Raw genomic sequence first — 17,146 nt, forward strand, 5'->3', positions numbered from 1 at the left:
GGTTGCCCACGTGTTACTCACCCGTCCGCCGCTAATCTTTGGGAGCAAGCTCCCAAAGATTCGCTCGACTTGCATGTATTAGGCACGCCGCCAGCGTTCGTCCTGAGCCAGGATCAAACTCTCCAATGAAGAGTAAGATTAGCTCTTAAAAGTTAAAACTTAGAATTAACGTTGACGTTTGTTGTTGTCTTGTTCAGTTTTCAAGGTTCAATTAAGCACTTGATTATCTTACAATATCTTTTCACCGTTGTCAACTTCTACGAAAAACTTTTTCAGAAGTTAATTTCAAGTCGTTGTTGTCGGCTACATGTAATACTATATCATCTTGATTCGCAGAAGTCAACTTCTGTTTTTAAATTAATTTTAATAAAGACTTCAGATTTTGAAGCAGAAGTATATCTTACATAATTCTCAGATAGAACACAATAACTTTTTTTAAATTTAATCACCAGAGGAAAAGCGGACATCATAGATATCCGCTTCACAATTTTTCATTTATTTCGTTTCCGAATCTTAAAGATCGGATCCTTCATTGCCTCACCACGAGTGTACTCATCCAAACTTTTAAAAGTATAACCTTTCTTTTTTAAATCCTTAATGATTGTTTCTAGCGCATCCGCATTGTCCTTAGATACTGTATGCAATAGCAATACTGCTCCCGGATGAATCTGCTTCATCACATTATTATAGGAATACTGCCAGCCCTTTTGGTCGTCGCGGTACCAGTCAACAAAGGCGAGAGACCAGAAAACGTGGGTGTAGCCCATTTCCTTTGCCTTCAATAGGGTGCGTTCACTAAACACCCCTCGAGGTGGGCGAAGGTATACCATATGCCTAACACCGGTTATTTCTTCGGTACCTGCACGAACTTTTTCAAGCTCTCTATAAAATCTTTCGTCGCTTACGGTCGTCATATCTGGGTGATAATACGAATGATTGCCAACAATATGACCTTCATCCGCCATCCGCTTCACAAGGTCAGAGGCACTTTCTAAGTAATGACCCGTTATGAAAAAGGCGGCAGGCACTTTCTCTTTTTTCAGCACATCAAGCACTTTGGCTGTGTACCCATTTTCATAGCCATTATCAAATGTTAGGAATATGACCTTTTTCTTTGGATCACCTTTATAAAAGGCTCCGTACTTCTCTAACAGCTCATCATACTCTTTTCCGGCTTCGACCGGTTCTTCATTTGAAGATTTTTTAAAGCCCCAGTGAATCGGAGCATTGGAGACACTTGCTGAGACGATGGTCGAAAAGCTAAGCAATAAGGAAAAAAGGATGGCTAACAGCTTTTTCATCTGTAGTCCCCTCTCACAGTACAAGTTTTCCTTATTGTCCGTAATTAGAGAGAAAATCATTCATGTTATTTAGAAAAACCGAGTGAAGCTTCGTTAGCTAAAATAAATTCGGCAATTGCTTTAGCACTCGCCTCCGTACCATTATTAAAAGTATCCACTTCAATATCATAGGCTTCCTTCTGTTGGTGAACAAACTGAAGCTGTAGTCTTGCTTGTCCAATTCTTCGATCGCCACGTGCCAATTCTCTTCTTTCCAGTTCCTCCACAGGACAATGAACACCTACAAAATAGATGGGATAGTCTTTCAATGTATGATAGGCATCTGTTATCGTTTCTTGATCGTGCAGCACATGGTCGATTATGAGATGAATGCCTTGATCGGAAAACATGGCAATCGACCGGTGGAAAAACGTTTCTGTCGGGACAGGAATTAGACGATCTGTCCCGCGTTCTTCCATCCTTTCGATAATCGTATCGAAGTCATCCACACTAAAATGAAAATAGTTAGGAAGAAACTTCACGATTTCCTTTGACAAAGTGCTTTTCCCTGCACTTGATACACCATTTAAAAAGATAATATTCCCCTTCATTTTCTCCTCCGTTATGTAAAAAATCGAGTGCTACTTCAGCACTCGACGATTTTATATTAAAAGACTCGTTCTTTGAATTTAGCCAGTTTTTCTAAAGATGATTTTTCCACATCTTGATGTAAGCTATTCCCATGAGAATCCATTGTCACGACTGCTGTAAACCCTTCTACTTTTAAATGCCACATCGCTTCTGGAATTCCAAATTGCATCAGGTCTACACCTTCAACCGATTTTATACAATCTGCATAGTATTGGGCTGCTCCCCCGATTGCATTCAAGTACACACCACCGTGTTCTTTTAATGCAGCTAGAGTTTTCAAACCCATTCCGCCTTTTCCAATAACCGCACGGATACCAAATCTCTTCATGATATCTCCTTGGTATGGCTCCTCACGAATACTGGTTGTTGGTCCAGCCGCTTTTACATGCCATTTGCCTTCTTCATCCTTTAGCATAACCGGTCCACAGTGGTAAATGATTTGTCCATCAAGGCTAATCGGTGCATCATGGTCAGACAAATATTTATGGATGGCATCACGCCCCGTGTACATCATGCCATTAATTTTAACAACATCCCCTACTTGAAGTTCACGAATTTGCTCTTCTGTGATAGGGGCTTCAAGGGTAACCACGCGATTCTCTGTTTCTTGAGATGCAGCTGTTTGTGCCTGTGCTTCTTGTTCCGCAGCAAAATCTACGTTCTCTCCTTCTTGATACATCCAGCTGTTGATCTCACCTGTTTCTGGATTCACCTCTACTCCTAAACGGCGATATGCCCAACAGTTATAAGCTACTGATACGAAGAAGCTCGCAGGGATACGGTTTATGACACCTACTTTACAACCAAGGAGAGTTGTTTCCCCACCAAAGCCCATCGTACCAATTCCCAATTCATTAGCGTGATCCATCACGTACTCTTCTAATTTTCGAAGATCTTCGTTAGGATTCACATCATCTACTGAACGGAATAGTTGCTCTTTTGCTAGCTCATAACCAGATGTTCGGTCTCCCCCGATACCGACACCGATAAAACCAGCACTACAGCCTTGTCCTTGTGCTTGGTATACTGAATGCATGATACATTTACGAATGCCATCTAGATCTCGTCCAGCACGACCAAGTCCTTCTAGCTCTGCTGGAAGGCTGTATTGAATATTTTTATTTTCACAACCGCCACCCTTTAAGATGAGGCGCACGTCGATATAATCCTTTTCCCATTGTTCGAACTTAATAACAGGGGTACCTTCTCCTAGATTGTCTCCACTGTTATCACCCGTAAGAGAGTCAACTGAGTTTGGACGAAGTTTTCCGTCTTTAGTTGCTTGAGCAATTGCTTCTTTAATCGCTTTTTTCATCACGATTTGGTTGGCTCCAACAGGCGTTTTAATTTTAAACGTTGGTAGCCCTGTATCCTGACAGATTGGCGACACATTGTCGTCTGCCATCTTAATATTATTTGTAATCGTTGCTAAGCTCATCGCTGAGCGTGTACCTGAGCTCTCTTTTTCCTTCGCCGCACGAATGGCACGTCGAACATCCTTTGGTAGCTTTGTTGATGTTTCTACGATGAGTTGATACATACTTTCCTGAAACTTCTCGATATTCATGACTGGTTCCCCTTCCCCATGTATCTAAAAAATAAGTATGAATTTTTCAACATTTCCCCATCACATATTATACTCCTATCGCGATTTGATGAAAAGGGTTTCGGCCATTTGTTCCATCCGCTCCTTGAAATATAGAAAAAGGCCGTGACATTCACGGCCGCCCCACTCCATATTTCTTCACCAACAAATACCTCTGAAGTCCATGCGTCAGGCGAAGGGCTTCTTGCTGATGCTTGATCTCGAGATCACTCTCCCCACGTCTGCCTGCAACGTCGGCTAATATTGCTTCTTTCATCCAAGGTTTTTTTTGCTCACTAGCGAGTTGCGAGGCACGATCTAGCTCTCCCTCCTCAATCGCTAACAGCCCTTCATAATACACTCTTAATGCTGGCTGTTTGATCTGAGCAATAGAGTCTCTTTTCTCCACTAACGTTCCTTTGTATGCAGCATAGGTAACAGAATAAATCGTATAATAATGACCTTTTTTATATTTTTCACGCACATCTCGAAGTGCTTTTTCTACCTGAAAGTCATCCTCTTTTGCTAACGCATAATAAAAGTGAAAAATGGGCTGATTCAGTCTAGCTTCTAAAAACCTCTCAACCTTTTTCATATCGTCTGTAAGATATAGGTTCATCATGATGGGCAAATAGCTCACTGCCATAGTAATCAATAAAATCACCACAATTAATATCCAAAATGGAATATCAACCAATGCGGCAATCACACCAAGTACGATGGCAAACCCTAATATGATCGAAAACTGACTTCTAGTTAACATATAAGTTATTCCCTCTTTCTCTCCTGTTCGAGCAATTCGATAATACGGTCAAGTTTTTCTTCCATCGCTGAAGATGATGGTTTCTTCGAGCGGTTTAAATAGCTCACAAGTATGTAAATAAATACCGTAACAAACCCGACCATTAATAGCATGGATAATATCTGAAATAACAAATCTCCCATATTCAACATTCTCCACATCCTTTCTATATATATGTACGAATATATCAAACATAAGTTTCATCATAGAAAAAAGTGCAGCTACACTTAGCTACACTTTATCATTTATTGATCACGGTTATTAAATTCTCGGCATTTTGATTCTAAATCGTCAATCATTTCAATCAGACGATCGATATCTTCCAGCTCGGTATTTTCTGGTTCAATCGCATCCAATACTTCAATAAACATATTTAGTCGTTGTTTTAAAAATGTAACCTGTGAATTTTTATCGCTTACTTTGTTACCCAATTTGACTCGCTCCTTTCACTCGTTTTTCATCCTACAGAAATTCCTTCTAACTTTCAAGGCTGTTTGCTTCTATTTTCCCCATTTTTCAAAGAAGTTGAACATGGATTGACAGATTCATCATACAAATTGATAATAGCAAAGGATGATCTTGATAAAAGTAGGCTGAAAAGGGGAAAAGAGATGAGCATTTCAATTCAAACAACTTCTAGTGATTCTGGGATTGGAGAAGACATTATTCTTAGAGAAACTGATACAACAAGACTATTGTTTAGACCTGAGTTAGTTAATAACCAACATAATTCTGATGCATCAGTTAAGGGATGTTTTATTTTTCAAAAGAAGAAAAAAAGGATTTATGGTTAGTCCACATAGCATCCTACTCAATCCCAATCTTTATATACAACCTTAATCTCAAAGGGTTTTGTCTTTCCATCTCTGTCAGACTGCTCTTTCCAGTAGTAAACTTTGTCTATTACATCAAGGAGTAGTTTATTAGCTTTTACAGGATTAGCATCTGTATCCATAGAAAGGAGCATCTCTATTTTAGCTTTAGCTTTCTTATGCTTATCTACCTCAGACTTAGCATCAGCTCCCTCTAAGCCCTTTAACTCTTCCTCAATCTTTAGCTGTTGCTCTTTAATTGCTTTAATCTCCTCAGCAGACTCATCCTGGTCATAGATACCTTCCTTAAAGCCAACCTGTACCCTTTTCTTTTGCTCATTTAGCTTGTTATATTGCAGAGTCAGCTCATGCTGTTTTCTTGATACATTACTAAGGAAAGTGTTATCTCCTGCTATAATAGCTTCAATCCTCCTGTCTAGGTCTGTAAGATGCTGTCTTAGCTCATTAAATACAGCCTCCTCAACTCTAGAGGCTTTTGTAGCATTGTTTTTACATCTTTCTCCCTTAAATTCCTGCTTAGCCCTCTGAGACTTAGAGCTAAAGCAGTTAAGCAAATACAGTTCTCTCTGAGATTTATCTAAAGCCCTTCTAGCTGACTTTCTAACATACTTATTACAGAAAGATAAAGTCTGCCCACAGTTAGGGCATACAAGGAGCTTAGATAAAGTGTATACACCTCTCTGAGACTGCTGAGGTATAGTCCTCCTACCTGCTCTAATCTCCTGAGCTTTTTTGTAAGTATCTGCATCCACTAAAGCAGGATGAGCCTCTTCTACATGGATAACATCCTCTCCCTCTAGCTCATAATGTACTACACCTCTATAAGCTACATTAGACAGGATAAGGGAGGTAGCTCTTGGAGTAAAATCTTTTCCTGACCTTGTTTTAATCCCTCTAAGAGTCAACTGCTCACAAATCTCAGCCTGATTAAGCCCTTCCTGTACATACATTCTATAAATATCATCTACAATCTTAGCCTCAGTAGGATGAGGGAGGAGATGCTTATGCTCATCTTTTGTATAGCCATATGGAGCTATGCCAAAATATACTCCTTTCTTAATAGCCTGTATTCTTCCTCTCCTAAGCTTTCTCTTTGTCATCCTCATAAAATGGTTATCCATCTCTGACTGGATACCTGTTACAAAAATATCCTCATCATTCATAAAGTTATAAGTCTTATTTAATGTATAGAGCTGTAAAGCCTCTGCTTTCATAAACCTTACAAAGAGTCCAAAATCTGTCCTGTCTCTTGTTATCCTGTCCTGATCTGTACAAAGGACTCCATCATAAATATTTCTTCTCAGCTCCATGAGCATCCTTTGAAACTCAGGTCTATTCCAGTCCTCAGAGCTACCTTCCTCAGAAAATACCTCATACTCCATGTTATTCTTTTCTGCATAGTCAGTAAGTAGCTCTAACTGTCTACTTATCTCCATAGAGTCTGCATCCTTGAGCCTTGACTTTCTGACATAGATAGCTACTAATTTTTTTTGTACTGTTGCCATTAGCAATATCTCCTCTCTATATCTTTAAAACTGTAAGCATATTGATTAGTCTATTACTTATTATATAAAGTTTTTGTGAGGTTGCAAGATTTATTACATTGCAAGTTTAAGAGTATTTTGCTTCCATTGACATATGTACTACAAACTGCTCATAATAATTAGGTATTAATAAGATAGGAGTTTTTAAGATGAATAAACAAGTAACCAAACCCAAAATCAGTATTAAAAATGATGCTTGGGAGGCTTATCTAGATGTAGAGCAGTATGGTAAACCAGCTCTATCCAGTATAGAATTTACTACCACTCATCTCTGCAATATGAGATGTAGACATTGTGCTGTAGGACATACCCTTACTAATAAAGATGCTAAAGCACTTCCTTTAGAGCTATTACTGCAAAGATTAGATGAGATCCCTACTCTGAGGACAATGAGCATTACAGGAGGAGAGCCTATGCTTTCCTTAAAGTCAGTAGAAAACTATGTATTACCTTTATTGAAATATGCTGATGAGAGAGGTATATACACTCAGATAAACTCTAACCTGACATTAGATTTAGACAGATATAAGCTCATAGCACCTTATATAGATGTATTACATATCTCTCATAATTGGGTAACAAAGGATGAGTTTATAGATACAGGCTTTGCCATGATGGAAAGAAAGCCAACTAGAGAACAAAGAAAAGCATTGTTTGACAGGATGATAACTAACTCTAAGGCTTTATCTGATATGGGAGTTTTTGTATCTGCTGAGACAATGCTAAACAGCAAAACAGTACCTCACTTAGAAAAAATTCATAAGCAGGTAGTTGAGGAGATGGGATGCCAAAGGCATGAAATTCACCCTATGTATGACAGTGGATATGTTAGTATGACAGCATCAAATCAGTTGCAAGATTCATTACACCCTATGTATCCTTCTGACTTTGCATCAAATCTAGAAGTTCTCGGGCTAGACGAAATTCGCCAAGCGATTCAAAGATTACTTGACTTCCGAAACGAAAATGTATGGATGCTGTTCGGAACGTTACCATTCTATGCGTGTAACACAAGCGAAGAAGATCAAGCTCTCTTACAAAAGCTTTATCGTGCCAAAAACGTAACTGTCCGCAATGATCCCGATGGTCGTTCACGACTGAATATAAATATTTTCACAGGGGATGTCATCGTAACGGATTTCGGTGATACTCCACCACTTGGAAATATCCAAACCGATGAGTTACCTGGCATTTTTAATAAATGGCTTGAAACGGATTTGGCAAAAAGCTTAAGTTGCCATTGCCCAGCCGCTCGCTGCCTTGGACCGAATGTGTTAGTGAAAAACAGTTATTATAAAGGCATTGATTTTTCTACACGTAAAGCTCTTATTTAAAAATAAATGGGTCGATCACCAAGTTTAGTGATCGACCCTTTATATGCTCCGTCTTATCTCGGCTTATCTGGTGCGATGAATCCAAATGCCATATGGTCCTGAACCGGAATCCAAGCGCCAATTCCTTGCGACGTTACGTTTTTCACTACAATCATTTTTTTGCTGCCTTTAAGCATGATATACACTTCACCGTAAGTGACCTTTCCTTTTTCATTCACAGCTGGTGCGTATCCATACAGGTAACCAAGGCGTTTCGGCGGTACATTGTATACCTGATCCTTCTTTGTTCCTCCACCTACGACGGTCTCAAATGCCAGAGGGAGACCTGTTTTTTCAGCAGCCTTTAATAGCATCATTTTCTTTACATCCTCTGCATTAGCCACCTTTGAAGTTAAGCCACCACGTACAATTTTCTGCATTTCTTGTACATAATGCATTTGGTAGTTTGTGTTTCCACCACGATTGTCTACATAATTCGTATTAATTTTTTGATATTCCCAGTTCGGTGCCGTTTCGCTTGATTCATAATTTAACGGCCACTGCCCTAAGTAAATGATTGCACGGTAACCGACAGCAAACGGTGTACTGTTCACAGTCGTTTCATTTAACATGCGAATCAATTCTGGGTTTTCAATTTTCACTTTAGAAGATTGGATTAAATCCTTAGTTAGTTCACTAGGTTGCAAGGTCGGCATATCCTGCGTTGGGTTAGGATATGTATTTTCTTTTGTAATGTTTAGTACTGAGTTTGGAACTTGAACCTGTTGTTGCTTTTCCTTTTTTGCTTCAGATGCAGCTGGTTTTTCAGCGTGTATGGTGGAAAAAGATAAGAGCGAGAAAAGAAAGCCAACGACTAGCGCATACAATAACTTTCTCATGTAGTGGAACTCCTTTCAGCTAACTCATAGATTTGATATTAGTTTTTTCGGAGTTCCATCAAATTATCCATTTGCCAAAAATTTCTACCATTTCTTAATTAACACTCTTTCCCACATCAAGCTAAAAAAAGCAATAAACGGCCCAAGACCAAGTGCCACAGCAAAGGTGCCCAAACCAATCGGACCATGAAGAAGAATGGCAAAGCATAAGGCAAGGACCTCACCTATCGTTTTGGCTGTTCCAAGAGTAATCTTATATCTCTCCTTCAAGGCAATCATAAAATCATCAATGGGGCTCAGTGGCCATCTAGCCTGAATATACGTAGCTATCCCTAATGAAATGAGTAAGATTCCTGAGCTAAGGCTGATTAGCTTAGGATAAAATCCAACTGGATGAAAGGCATTAAACACGAATAATAGCCACCCATCGATAAAAATTCCACTAATAGCAACCGTTATGGCACAGGACACTTCGGGCATTGTCTTCTTAATTAGGGCATTCAAGAAGATTAACAGTAGACCAATAATAATGGACCAACCACCTACTGTGAGCCCAAGCAAATGAGTCAATCCAACATTGAGCGAGTCCCAAGGGCCAGCACCAAGATCCGCTTTTATGGTCAGAGAAGCACCTAAAGTCAAAATAGCCAGTCCACCAACATAGAACAATAATCGATGTATAAACAACGAGTAAATAAGCCCCCTTTCGCCAAATTGTAACAATATTGTAATGTTCTGAATATTTACATAAATACTTTTATCAGCTATAATTAGCTTACATTCTTAATAAAGGAGGATAGCAGAGCATACGCTTAACACTTTTTTAAAGGAGGTTTGTAGTTTATCTTGTTATTCGTCTCTTCTTTAACGAAACCATTATCATAGAGAGGGAGTTGATAAACTAGAAAACAGGCGTCTGTATCTTTTTATTCCGACCTTGTCCAACATATTCTTGGAAATGTAAATATTACTTAAAAAAATAAAAAAAAGACTCTGTACCGTTTCTTGATACAGAGTCTTTTTTGGCGTTTATAATAGCTTTTTTCGTTGCCTTTATAATAAGTAAAATCCAATCCCCATAATAAAATAGGCAGCTAGCAATGTCGCTCCTTCAAACCAGTTGGATTCTCCGTCGTTTGCGATGATGATCGACAATAACACAGCGGACGCCATCGCAATCAGCTCCTGAATCGTAAACACTAATGGCATCGGTGTTGGGAAAAATAACGACACTAACACGAGTGCAGGTGCAACGAACATCGCAATTTGCAGCGTCGAACCCACCGCAATTTCTACCGCGATATCCATCTTGTTTTTATAAGCCATAATCACCGCTGATGCGTGCTCGGCAGCATTTCCAACTATGGCCACAATAATAACCCCGATGAAAAGCTCGGTCCACCCAAAGGTTTCTCCGACCACTTCAAAGGTATGAACGAGATTTTCAGAAACATAAGCGACAGCGAGTGTGGCAATAAATAAAACTCCAATTGCTTTGTTTCTTCCCCATTCTGGTACCTCTTCTTCATGCTCTTCCCCTTCATGAGAGGTTTGATAGACCCCACGGTGAGTAACCAGTTTAAAAAATAAAGCAGCCAAGTATAAAAGAATTAATATCACGGAGATTCCAACGCTCAAGGACATTTTTTCCGTTTGTTCCATAGTCATTGAAAATACCTCGGGTATCACAAATGCTACAATCACGGCAAACATTAATAATCCCGAATTATGCCTTGCATCAAACACATTAAAGGTTTGTCTTTTGTATTTTAGTCCCCCAACAAAAAACGAAAGTCCTGCCACCAACAAAAGGTTCCCTAGTACAGAACCGGTTAATGAGGCAAGCACCACACCCGTTAATCCTGCTTTTAACGCAAATACAGAAATAATGAGCTCCACCGCATTGCCAAAGGTCGCATTCAATAAGCCCCCCACTCGAGGACCGGTAACAATAGCCAAGCTTTCGGTCGCTCTCCCCATAAAACTAGATAACGCAATAATCGTTAAACAGTAGATGATGAACATGATAATACTCGACCAGTGCATCATGGTGCCAATAACAGATAACGGTACACCAACTAGGACCAATATCAAGAACACTTTATTTGCCATACTGCCTTCCTTCTTCCATGTAAAATTTATCAGTCATAAAAACTCGATAACGAGACAGATTATAGGTAGCTTCTTAAAAGGAGAGATCATCATGAATGTAAAAGATAAAGTACTACATATGTTTGATAATCACGCGATTGGAACGCTTGCTACGATTCAAGATGGGAAACCATTTAGCCGATTTATGCTCTATTTCCACGATGGGTTGACATTATATGCAGCCACTCACAAAGATACACATAAGCTCGATGACATGAATTCCAATCCAAATGTTCATATTTTACTTGGTCTCGAAGCCGGAAGCTTTACCAGTCATTATTGTGAAATGGAAGCGACCGCCTCCGTTGAGGATTCACCGGACCTTCGGAAAAGATTTTGGGACGACTCGTTAGCTGAATGGATGTCTGGCTCAGATGATCCGAATTACGTATTATTAGCTTTTAAGCCAGAAAGAATCCTTTATTTTGAAAAAGCAGGCAGTGAGCCAGAAGAGCTAACCATGTAAAACGAGGGGCAGAAAACTCTGCCCCTCCCTTTTATTATCATTTTGAAGCAATTTCAAACGTTTCAATGATATCAATTTTTCCAATTACGGATTGAACCATCGAACAATTTTTCCGTGTTAGCTCCATGGCCTTATGGATTTTCTTTTCGTCAAGGTTCACACCTTTAATCGTAAAGTGAACTTTGATTACTTGCACTCGATCGGCTTCCTCTTTGTTTCTTTCCACATCTGTAGCAATGTGTATATCTTCAATCGTCATGCGCATCTTCTCAAGCACTTTGCGTAGAACTCCCCCACTGCAGACCGCAACCGAAGCCACTAATAGCTGATAAGGGCGGAAACCGTAAGCTTCATCTCCTGCCACATCTAATCTTCCATATGGTGTTTCTGTGTAAAACCCGACATCCTTCATATGAAATTCCATTTTCTCACCTCGATATGATTTTCATACAGATGAGATTACACTATTTTTCCATTTTTAAAAAGAACTTCATCGTAAAATTTTGTTTCAACCTCCGAAATATTCTTGTATGATGGGAGAAGAAAAATGAAGGAGAAACCACACATGAAAAATAGTAAACAGGCTTTCTGGATCCTTGTCAGCATTGTAGCGATCTCAGGCTTTAGTCAAGGAATGCTGCTGCCGTTAGTCGCGGTTATTTTTGAAAAAAGCGGAATCAGTTCTGGAATGAACGGAATGAATGCTACTGCTTTATATATAGGAATTCTTCTAGCTTCACCTTTTATGGAGCAGCCGCTTCGAAAATTTGGATATAAAAACATTATTTTATTCGGAGGATTGTTGGTGGTCGTTGCCCTGGCCCTTTTTCCTTTGTGGCAAAACTTTTGGTTTTGGCTTTTGCTTCGCTTTTTCATTGGGATAGGTGACCACGCCCTTCACTTTGCCACACAAACCTGGATCACTTCTTCTTCTCCAGAAGCAACAAGGGGAAGAAATCTTTCTTTGTACGGATTGTTTTTTGGGATCGGATTTGCGGTTGGACCACTGATGACACCGCTTGTTAACATTAGTCCCTCCCTTCCATTTATCATCTCATCAGCCATGTGTCTCGTCGGTTGGGTGTTTATTTTTGCATTAAAAAATGAATATCCTGACAATGATGAAGGGCTCGGTGGCTTTAAAGACACAGGCAAACGTTTTGGGCAAGCTCTAAAATACGGTTGGGTCGCATTTTTACCACCGCTTGCGTATGGATTTTTAGAATCATCCTTGAATGGAATTTTCCCGGTATATGCCCTCAGATCTGGTATTGAAGTGTCAGAAGTGTCGATCTTGCTAACTTCCTTCGCAGTGGGTGGGATTATTACACAGCTGCCGCTCGGAATCATTAGTGACCGCTTTGGACGCCGGAAAGTGTTGATTGTCATTTTGTTTCTTGGATTTACGAGCTTCTCTGCAGCGAGCTTTTTAGAAGATTCATTTCTTGGTTTATTTATTTGCTTCCTATCAGCCGGTATGGTGGTTGGTTCCACATTTTCGCTAGGAATAGCGTTTATGACGGATATTATGCCGAAAAATCTATTGCCTACAGGAAATTTGCTTTGCGGAATCGCCTTTAGCCTTGGAAGCTTAACAGGCCCTTCGATTGGTGGAGTCATCATTCAAGCCTTTGATCAAATCAGCTTTTTCCATATCGTAAGCACCCTTCTTTTTTCCATCTTCCTTGTGATCGTTGTGTTTGGGAAACGGATGAAGGTAAACTTAGCGAGTGAAAATAGTGCGTGATCCTCTAACCTTTTACTTATTTTAAAATTAAAACTATTACAATGTATGTAAAGTGGTATATCCTCTACCCATCTAAGGAAGAAAAATATATTGAGCAAATCCCTTCTGAACTCATAAAATATATGGTATGATGAACGTAATAAAATATAACCTAAGCAATACTGCTGTCATCATTAGATGACAGCTTTCGTGTTTTTTAGGGGTAATGACTTTGATTATTTTTCTCAATTAGACGAATGGAGGAGAGAATATGAATACAGAATTAAAGGCTATAGAGAGACCTATTGAAGTAAATGAAAGCTTTTTTGAAAAAGTAAAGCCGCATGCGGAATTAATCGCTGCCATTACGAGTGGGGTTCTCATTGCGGTTGGTTGGACATTAGAAAAAATCGATTGGTCGACCACATCTATTATTGCCTTTCTGTTTGCTTTTGTGATCGGTGGATTTGCTAAAGCCAAGGAAGGAATAGAAGATACGATCGCAGATAAGGAATTGAACGTAGAAATGCTGATGATCTTTGCTGCGATCGGTTCGGCGATTATCGGTTATTGGACTGAGGGGGCCATTCTAATCTTTATTTTTGCAATGAGTGGAGCACTTGAGACGTACACTATGAACAAGAGCCATAAGGAGATCTCTGCACTAATGGAGCTTCAGCCGGAAGAGGCACTCCTTATCCGCGGGAATCATGAGGCAACGGTCCATGTAAGCGAGCTTCGTATTGGCGATCATATTTTAGTCAAACCTGGTGAACGCGTCCCTTCAGACGGAAAAATTATTAAAGGCCAATCGAACTTAGATGAAGCGGCGATTACAGGGGAATCACTTCCAGTAAGTAAAGGAATCGGGGAAGAAGTATTTGCTGGTACGGTGAATGTAAATGGATCTCTTACCGTAGAGATCACCAAACCAAGTAGCGACACTCTATTTCAAAAGATCATTCAATTGGTTCAATCCGCACAAAGTGAAAAATCACCTTCTCAACTTTTCATTGAGAAATTTGAAGGAACTTATGTAAAATCAGTTCTTGCTATCGTTGTACTTATGATGTTTGTGCCACATTTTGCCCTTGGCTGGAGTTGGACGGAAACCTTTTATCGGGCGATGATTTTACTTGTGGTTGCCTCCCCTTGTGCGTTAGTGGCGTCAATTATGCCGGCAACCTTATCTGCCATTTCCAATGGTGCGAAGCACGGCATCCTTTTTAAAGGCGGAGTTCATCTAGAAAACCTTAGCCACTTACAGGCTATTGCCTTTGATAAAACCGGGACCCTTACAAAAGGGAAACCTGAGGTAACGGATATCATTGTGGTCGAAGAGTTGGAAAGACAGCCCCTTTTACAAGCAGTCGCATCCATAGAGAATCATTCGAATCATCCACTAGCTCAAGCGATTGTTACTTATGTAAAAAAAGAAACAGGGTCTACGCTAGCTCATCCGGAGAGTATTGAAGATGTATCAGGGTATGGGGTGAGAGCAAGTCTTGACGGACTGGATTGGAAAATTGGGAAAGCTGACTTTGTTGGCAAGATGGAGGCAGAAAGCTTTTCTAATGGGATAGCCAAACAGCTTGCATCTGAAGGGAAAACGATTGTTTTTGTGAAGCAAAATGAAACGCTTGTTGCTCTTATTGCATTAAAGGATGTGGTACGTGAGGAAACAAAAGCGGCCATTGATTTGTTAAAAGCAAAAGGGATATATACGATCATGCTAACGGGTGATAGTGAAAAAACGGCTGAAGCGATCGCTGGCGAAAGTCATGTGGATGAATACGTCGCCGAATGCCTGCCAGAAACAAAGGTGGAAAAACTAAAAGAAATTCGAAAGCGGTTCGGTACCGTTGCAATGGTTGGAGATGGAATCAATGATGCTCCTGCTTTAGCAACAGCCAATGTGGGGATAGCCATGGGTGAAGGATCAGATGTAGCACTTGAAACAGCTGATATCGTGTTAATGAAGAATGACCTTCCTCGTATTGCCGAAGCCATTACACTATCACAAAGAATGAATCGAATTATCAAACAAAATGTCATTTTTTCTATCACTGTCATCATGTTGTTAATTGCTTCAAACTTCCTCCAATTTTTAGACCTTCCGTTTGGGGTCATCGGACATGAAGGTAGTACCATTCTTGTGATTTTAAACAGCCTACGTTTATTAAAGTCATAGAAAGAGCCGGGGTTCATCCCCGGCTTTTTAGCATGCTTCATCCTTTATTTTGCTATATAGTGCGTTAATCTCTCCACCAATAATCATAATAATTCCTGACATGTAAAACCAAATCATCAATACAATGATGGCTCCGATGCTTCCATAAGTTGCCGAGTAATTACCGAAATTACTTACATAGTAAGAAAAAGCCAGTGAAACGAGTGCCCAACCGATGGTGGCAAAAATAGCTCCAGGTACCGCACGGACACACTTGAATTTTTTATTTGGCGCGATCCAGTACAAACCGACAAATACCGTAAACAAAATGAGTGAACTAACCACCCATCGAAGCGCATTCCAAATGGACAAAAATTCATCTGATAAACCAAATGAAGAAAATAAGAAGATGCCGATTTGTTTTCCGAAAACAGGTAGCAACAAGGCGACAATAAAGACAAAAATCATTGCAAAGGTTAATAAGATCGACATGCCCCTTGCGACAAAAAAAGAACGGCTCTCTTTGACATCGTATGCATGGTTAAATGCCCGAACAATGGCGTTAATACCATTGGATGCTGACCAAATGGTGGCAATGATCCCGAAAGACAGCAAGCCGCCATTCCTTTTTTCCATAAGGTCGTTTAAGTTGGTTTCAATCAGAGTAAAGGTTTCCGTTGGAGCAAAATCTTCCACAAAACCTAAGAGCTCTGGTTGAGAAATGGGTAAAAACGAAATCAACGTCGCTAAAAATATGAGCAATGGAAATAAAGAAAGCAGAAAGAAGTAGGCTAGCTGTGCAGCTAGTCCAAATACATCATCCTGCAATACTCTTTTTGTAAGTAAGGTAAGAAATCTCAGATCAATAACCATTCCATTCCCCCTTCTTTACGCTGAACTATTCTTCTTCGTTTTGGAAAACCTCTTTTGTTTCCTTCACAATCCCCTTTACAGCTGGTGTTACTTCGCGAAGTTCCTCGACCTTGTCTGCAATGAATGAAATATCTCCACTTACTTGCTCAACGGTTGAACGAATTTTGGTGGTTGCATCCTTCACCTGTTCGACCACTTCATCTGGATGCTTGATATAATAGGATAGCTCTCCACTTGTCTTTTTACAACCTTGTACAACAGCCTGTCTGGTGTCACGGTCGAGTAAAGTGATTGCCCCTCCGGCAAGAGCTCCCCAAAGAACACCTGTCCAAAACTTTTTTGTTCCACTCATCTCATTTTCCCTCCCAGCTTGCATTCTCATTCGTTTGAATTTCTTTTAATAAACGTTCACAGCCGATCTTTAATAAATCAAACACTTCTTGAAAGTTCCCAGTAAAGTACGGATCTGGAACATCCACTTTTTCTGCTTCCGGAACATAATCAAGCAGTTTTACAATTTTGACACTCGACTGAAGAGATTTCAGCTTATGTATATTTTTTTCATTTTGAGAGTCCATGGCCACAATATAGTCAAACTCGTTTAGATCAGCAGCAAGAATTTGTCTAGCCACCTGTCCCTCGAAACTAATTTGATGCTGACTTAATATATCCTGTGTTCCCTGATGAGGAGGCTTTCCAAGATGCCAATCTCCCGTACCCGCAGAGTCAACCGTTATTTTATGTTCTAATCCTTCCCTTTTCACTAAATCACGAAACATCGCCTCTGCCATTGGTGAACGACAAATATTCCCGAGGCATACAAATAAAACTTTAACCATAATATTTCCCTCCT

General features: G+C 39.9%; 19 protein-coding genes and 1 rRNA gene. 5 read left to right on the forward strand and 15 right to left on the reverse strand.

All coding sequences use genetic code 11. The annotated features are described in order from the left end of the window. The 7 genes from ACFFHF_RS00950 to ACFFHF_RS00980 all read right to left on the reverse strand — a co-directional run. Positions 1-129, reverse strand: a 16S ribosomal RNA gene (locus tag ACFFHF_RS00950); the annotation flags it as partial. 362 nt (positions 130-491) lie between these two features. Further along, positions 492-1,301: a delta-lactam-biosynthetic de-N-acetylase gene (pdaA, locus tag ACFFHF_RS00955; RefSeq protein ID WP_160549110.1), complete on the reverse strand. Its 810-nt coding sequence runs from the start codon at positions 1,299-1,301 to the stop codon at positions 492-494. A gap of 65 nt (positions 1,302-1,366) precedes the next feature. Continuing rightward, positions 1,367-1,891, reverse strand: a complete 525-nt coding sequence (locus ACFFHF_RS00960) for a chloramphenicol phosphotransferase CPT family protein (protein ID WP_160549109.1) — start codon at positions 1,889-1,891, stop codon at positions 1,367-1,369. 56 nt (positions 1,892-1,947) lie between these two features. Further along, positions 1,948-3,498: a fumarate hydratase gene (locus ACFFHF_RS00965; protein WP_377057433.1), complete on the reverse strand. Its 1,551-nt coding sequence runs from the start codon at positions 3,496-3,498 to the stop codon at positions 1,948-1,950. A 151-nt stretch (positions 3,499-3,649) separates the two neighbouring features. Next, entirely contained in the window at positions 3,650-4,279 is a 630-nt protein-coding gene (locus tag ACFFHF_RS00970; RefSeq protein ID WP_160549107.1) for a hypothetical protein, read from the reverse strand. Between the two features lie 5 nt (positions 4,280-4,284). Beyond that, positions 4,285-4,470, reverse strand: coding sequence for a DUF4083 family protein (locus tag ACFFHF_RS00975; RefSeq protein WP_377057435.1), 186 nt, complete (start codon positions 4,468-4,470; stop codon positions 4,285-4,287). 93 nt (positions 4,471-4,563) lie between these two features. Then, on the reverse strand, positions 4,564-4,749 hold the full coding sequence (locus tag ACFFHF_RS00980) for an SE1561 family protein (protein ID WP_119706735.1): 186 nt from the start codon (positions 4,747-4,749) through the stop codon (positions 4,564-4,566). Between the two features lie 180 nt (positions 4,750-4,929). Here ACFFHF_RS00980 and ACFFHF_RS00985 point away from each other — a divergent pair, with 180 nt between their 5' ends. Further along, complete coding sequence (locus ACFFHF_RS00985; RefSeq protein ID WP_340902451.1) at positions 4,930-5,112, forward strand: hypothetical protein; 183 nt, start codon at positions 4,930-4,932, stop codon at positions 5,110-5,112. A 17-nt stretch (positions 5,113-5,129) separates the two neighbouring features. Here the strand turns inward: ACFFHF_RS00985 and ACFFHF_RS00990 are convergent, their stop codons facing one another. Beyond that, positions 5,130-6,656 (reverse strand): recombinase family protein, encoded by a 1,527-nt coding sequence (locus tag ACFFHF_RS00990; protein WP_377057436.1) that lies wholly within the window; start codon positions 6,654-6,656, stop codon positions 5,130-5,132. Positions 6,657-6,844: 188 nt separating this feature from the next. Here ACFFHF_RS00990 and yfkAB point away from each other — a divergent pair, with 188 nt between their 5' ends. Next, positions 6,845-8,029: a radical SAM/CxCxxxxC motif protein YfkAB gene (gene yfkAB, locus ACFFHF_RS00995; protein ID WP_377057437.1), complete on the forward strand. Its 1,185-nt coding sequence runs from the start codon at positions 6,845-6,847 to the stop codon at positions 8,027-8,029. A gap of 53 nt (positions 8,030-8,082) precedes the next feature. Here the strand turns inward: yfkAB and ACFFHF_RS01000 are convergent, their stop codons facing one another. The 3 genes from ACFFHF_RS01000 to cax all read right to left on the reverse strand — a co-directional run bounded on the left by ACFFHF_RS01000 (position 8,083) and on the right by cax (position 11,019). Further along, positions 8,083-8,907, reverse strand: a complete 825-nt coding sequence (locus tag ACFFHF_RS01000) for a YfkD famly protein (RefSeq protein WP_377057438.1) — start codon at positions 8,905-8,907, stop codon at positions 8,083-8,085. 84 nt (positions 8,908-8,991) lie between these two features. Further along, on the reverse strand, positions 8,992-9,594 hold the full coding sequence (locus tag ACFFHF_RS01005) for a YczE/YyaS/YitT family protein (protein ID WP_377057439.1): 603 nt from the start codon (positions 9,592-9,594) through the stop codon (positions 8,992-8,994). A 366-nt stretch (positions 9,595-9,960) separates the two neighbouring features. Further along, positions 9,961-11,019, reverse strand: a complete 1,059-nt coding sequence (gene cax, locus ACFFHF_RS01010) for a calcium/proton exchanger (protein ID WP_377057440.1) — start codon at positions 11,017-11,019, stop codon at positions 9,961-9,963. Between the two features lie 91 nt (positions 11,020-11,110). Here cax and ACFFHF_RS01015 point away from each other — a divergent pair, with 91 nt between their 5' ends. Next, entirely contained in the window at positions 11,111-11,524 is a 414-nt protein-coding gene (locus tag ACFFHF_RS01015; RefSeq protein ID WP_377057441.1) for a pyridoxamine 5'-phosphate oxidase family protein, read from the forward strand. A 37-nt stretch (positions 11,525-11,561) separates the two neighbouring features. On the opposite strand, the gene ACFFHF_RS01020 is transcribed toward ACFFHF_RS01015, so the two are convergent. Continuing rightward, positions 11,562-11,948 carry an OsmC family protein gene (locus ACFFHF_RS01020; RefSeq protein ID WP_377057442.1) on the reverse strand — a complete coding sequence of 129 codons (387 nt, stop codon included), beginning with the start codon at positions 11,946-11,948 and terminating at the stop codon, positions 11,562-11,564. A 141-nt stretch (positions 11,949-12,089) separates the two neighbouring features. Between ACFFHF_RS01020 and ACFFHF_RS01025 the strand changes: the two genes are divergently transcribed. Continuing rightward, positions 12,090-13,271: an MFS transporter gene (locus tag ACFFHF_RS01025; RefSeq protein WP_340902445.1), complete on the forward strand. Its 1,182-nt coding sequence runs from the start codon at positions 12,090-12,092 to the stop codon at positions 13,269-13,271. A 250-nt stretch (positions 13,272-13,521) separates the two neighbouring features. Further along, positions 13,522-15,441, forward strand: a complete 1,920-nt coding sequence (locus tag ACFFHF_RS01030; protein ID WP_340902443.1) for a heavy metal translocating P-type ATPase — start codon at positions 13,522-13,524, stop codon at positions 15,439-15,441. Between the two features lie 27 nt (positions 15,442-15,468). Here the strand turns inward: ACFFHF_RS01030 and ACFFHF_RS01035 are convergent, their stop codons facing one another. Genes ACFFHF_RS01035 through ACFFHF_RS01045 form a run of 3 tightly spaced genes read right to left on the reverse strand, consistent with a single transcriptional unit; the run spans position 15,469 to position 17,132 of the window. Beyond that, the gene (locus ACFFHF_RS01035; RefSeq protein ID WP_160549096.1) at positions 15,469-16,293 is read right to left on the reverse strand and encodes a YihY/virulence factor BrkB family protein; all 825 of its coding nucleotides are present in this window, start codon (positions 16,291-16,293) and stop codon (positions 15,469-15,471) included. Between the two features lie 25 nt (positions 16,294-16,318). Further along, a complete protein-coding gene (locus tag ACFFHF_RS01040) occupies positions 16,319-16,645 on the reverse strand; it encodes a YtxH domain-containing protein (protein WP_160549095.1) in 327 nt (108 codons plus the stop codon). Position 16,646: 1 nt separating this feature from the next. After that, complete coding sequence (locus ACFFHF_RS01045) at positions 16,647-17,132, reverse strand: low molecular weight protein-tyrosine-phosphatase (protein WP_340902440.1); 486 nt, start codon at positions 17,130-17,132, stop codon at positions 16,647-16,649. Positions 17,133-17,146 lie beyond the last annotated feature (14 nt).

The organism is Robertmurraya beringensis, assembly GCF_042433785.1.
GTDB lineage: Bacteria > Bacillota > Bacilli > Bacillales > Cytobacillaceae > Robertmurraya_A > Robertmurraya_A beringensis.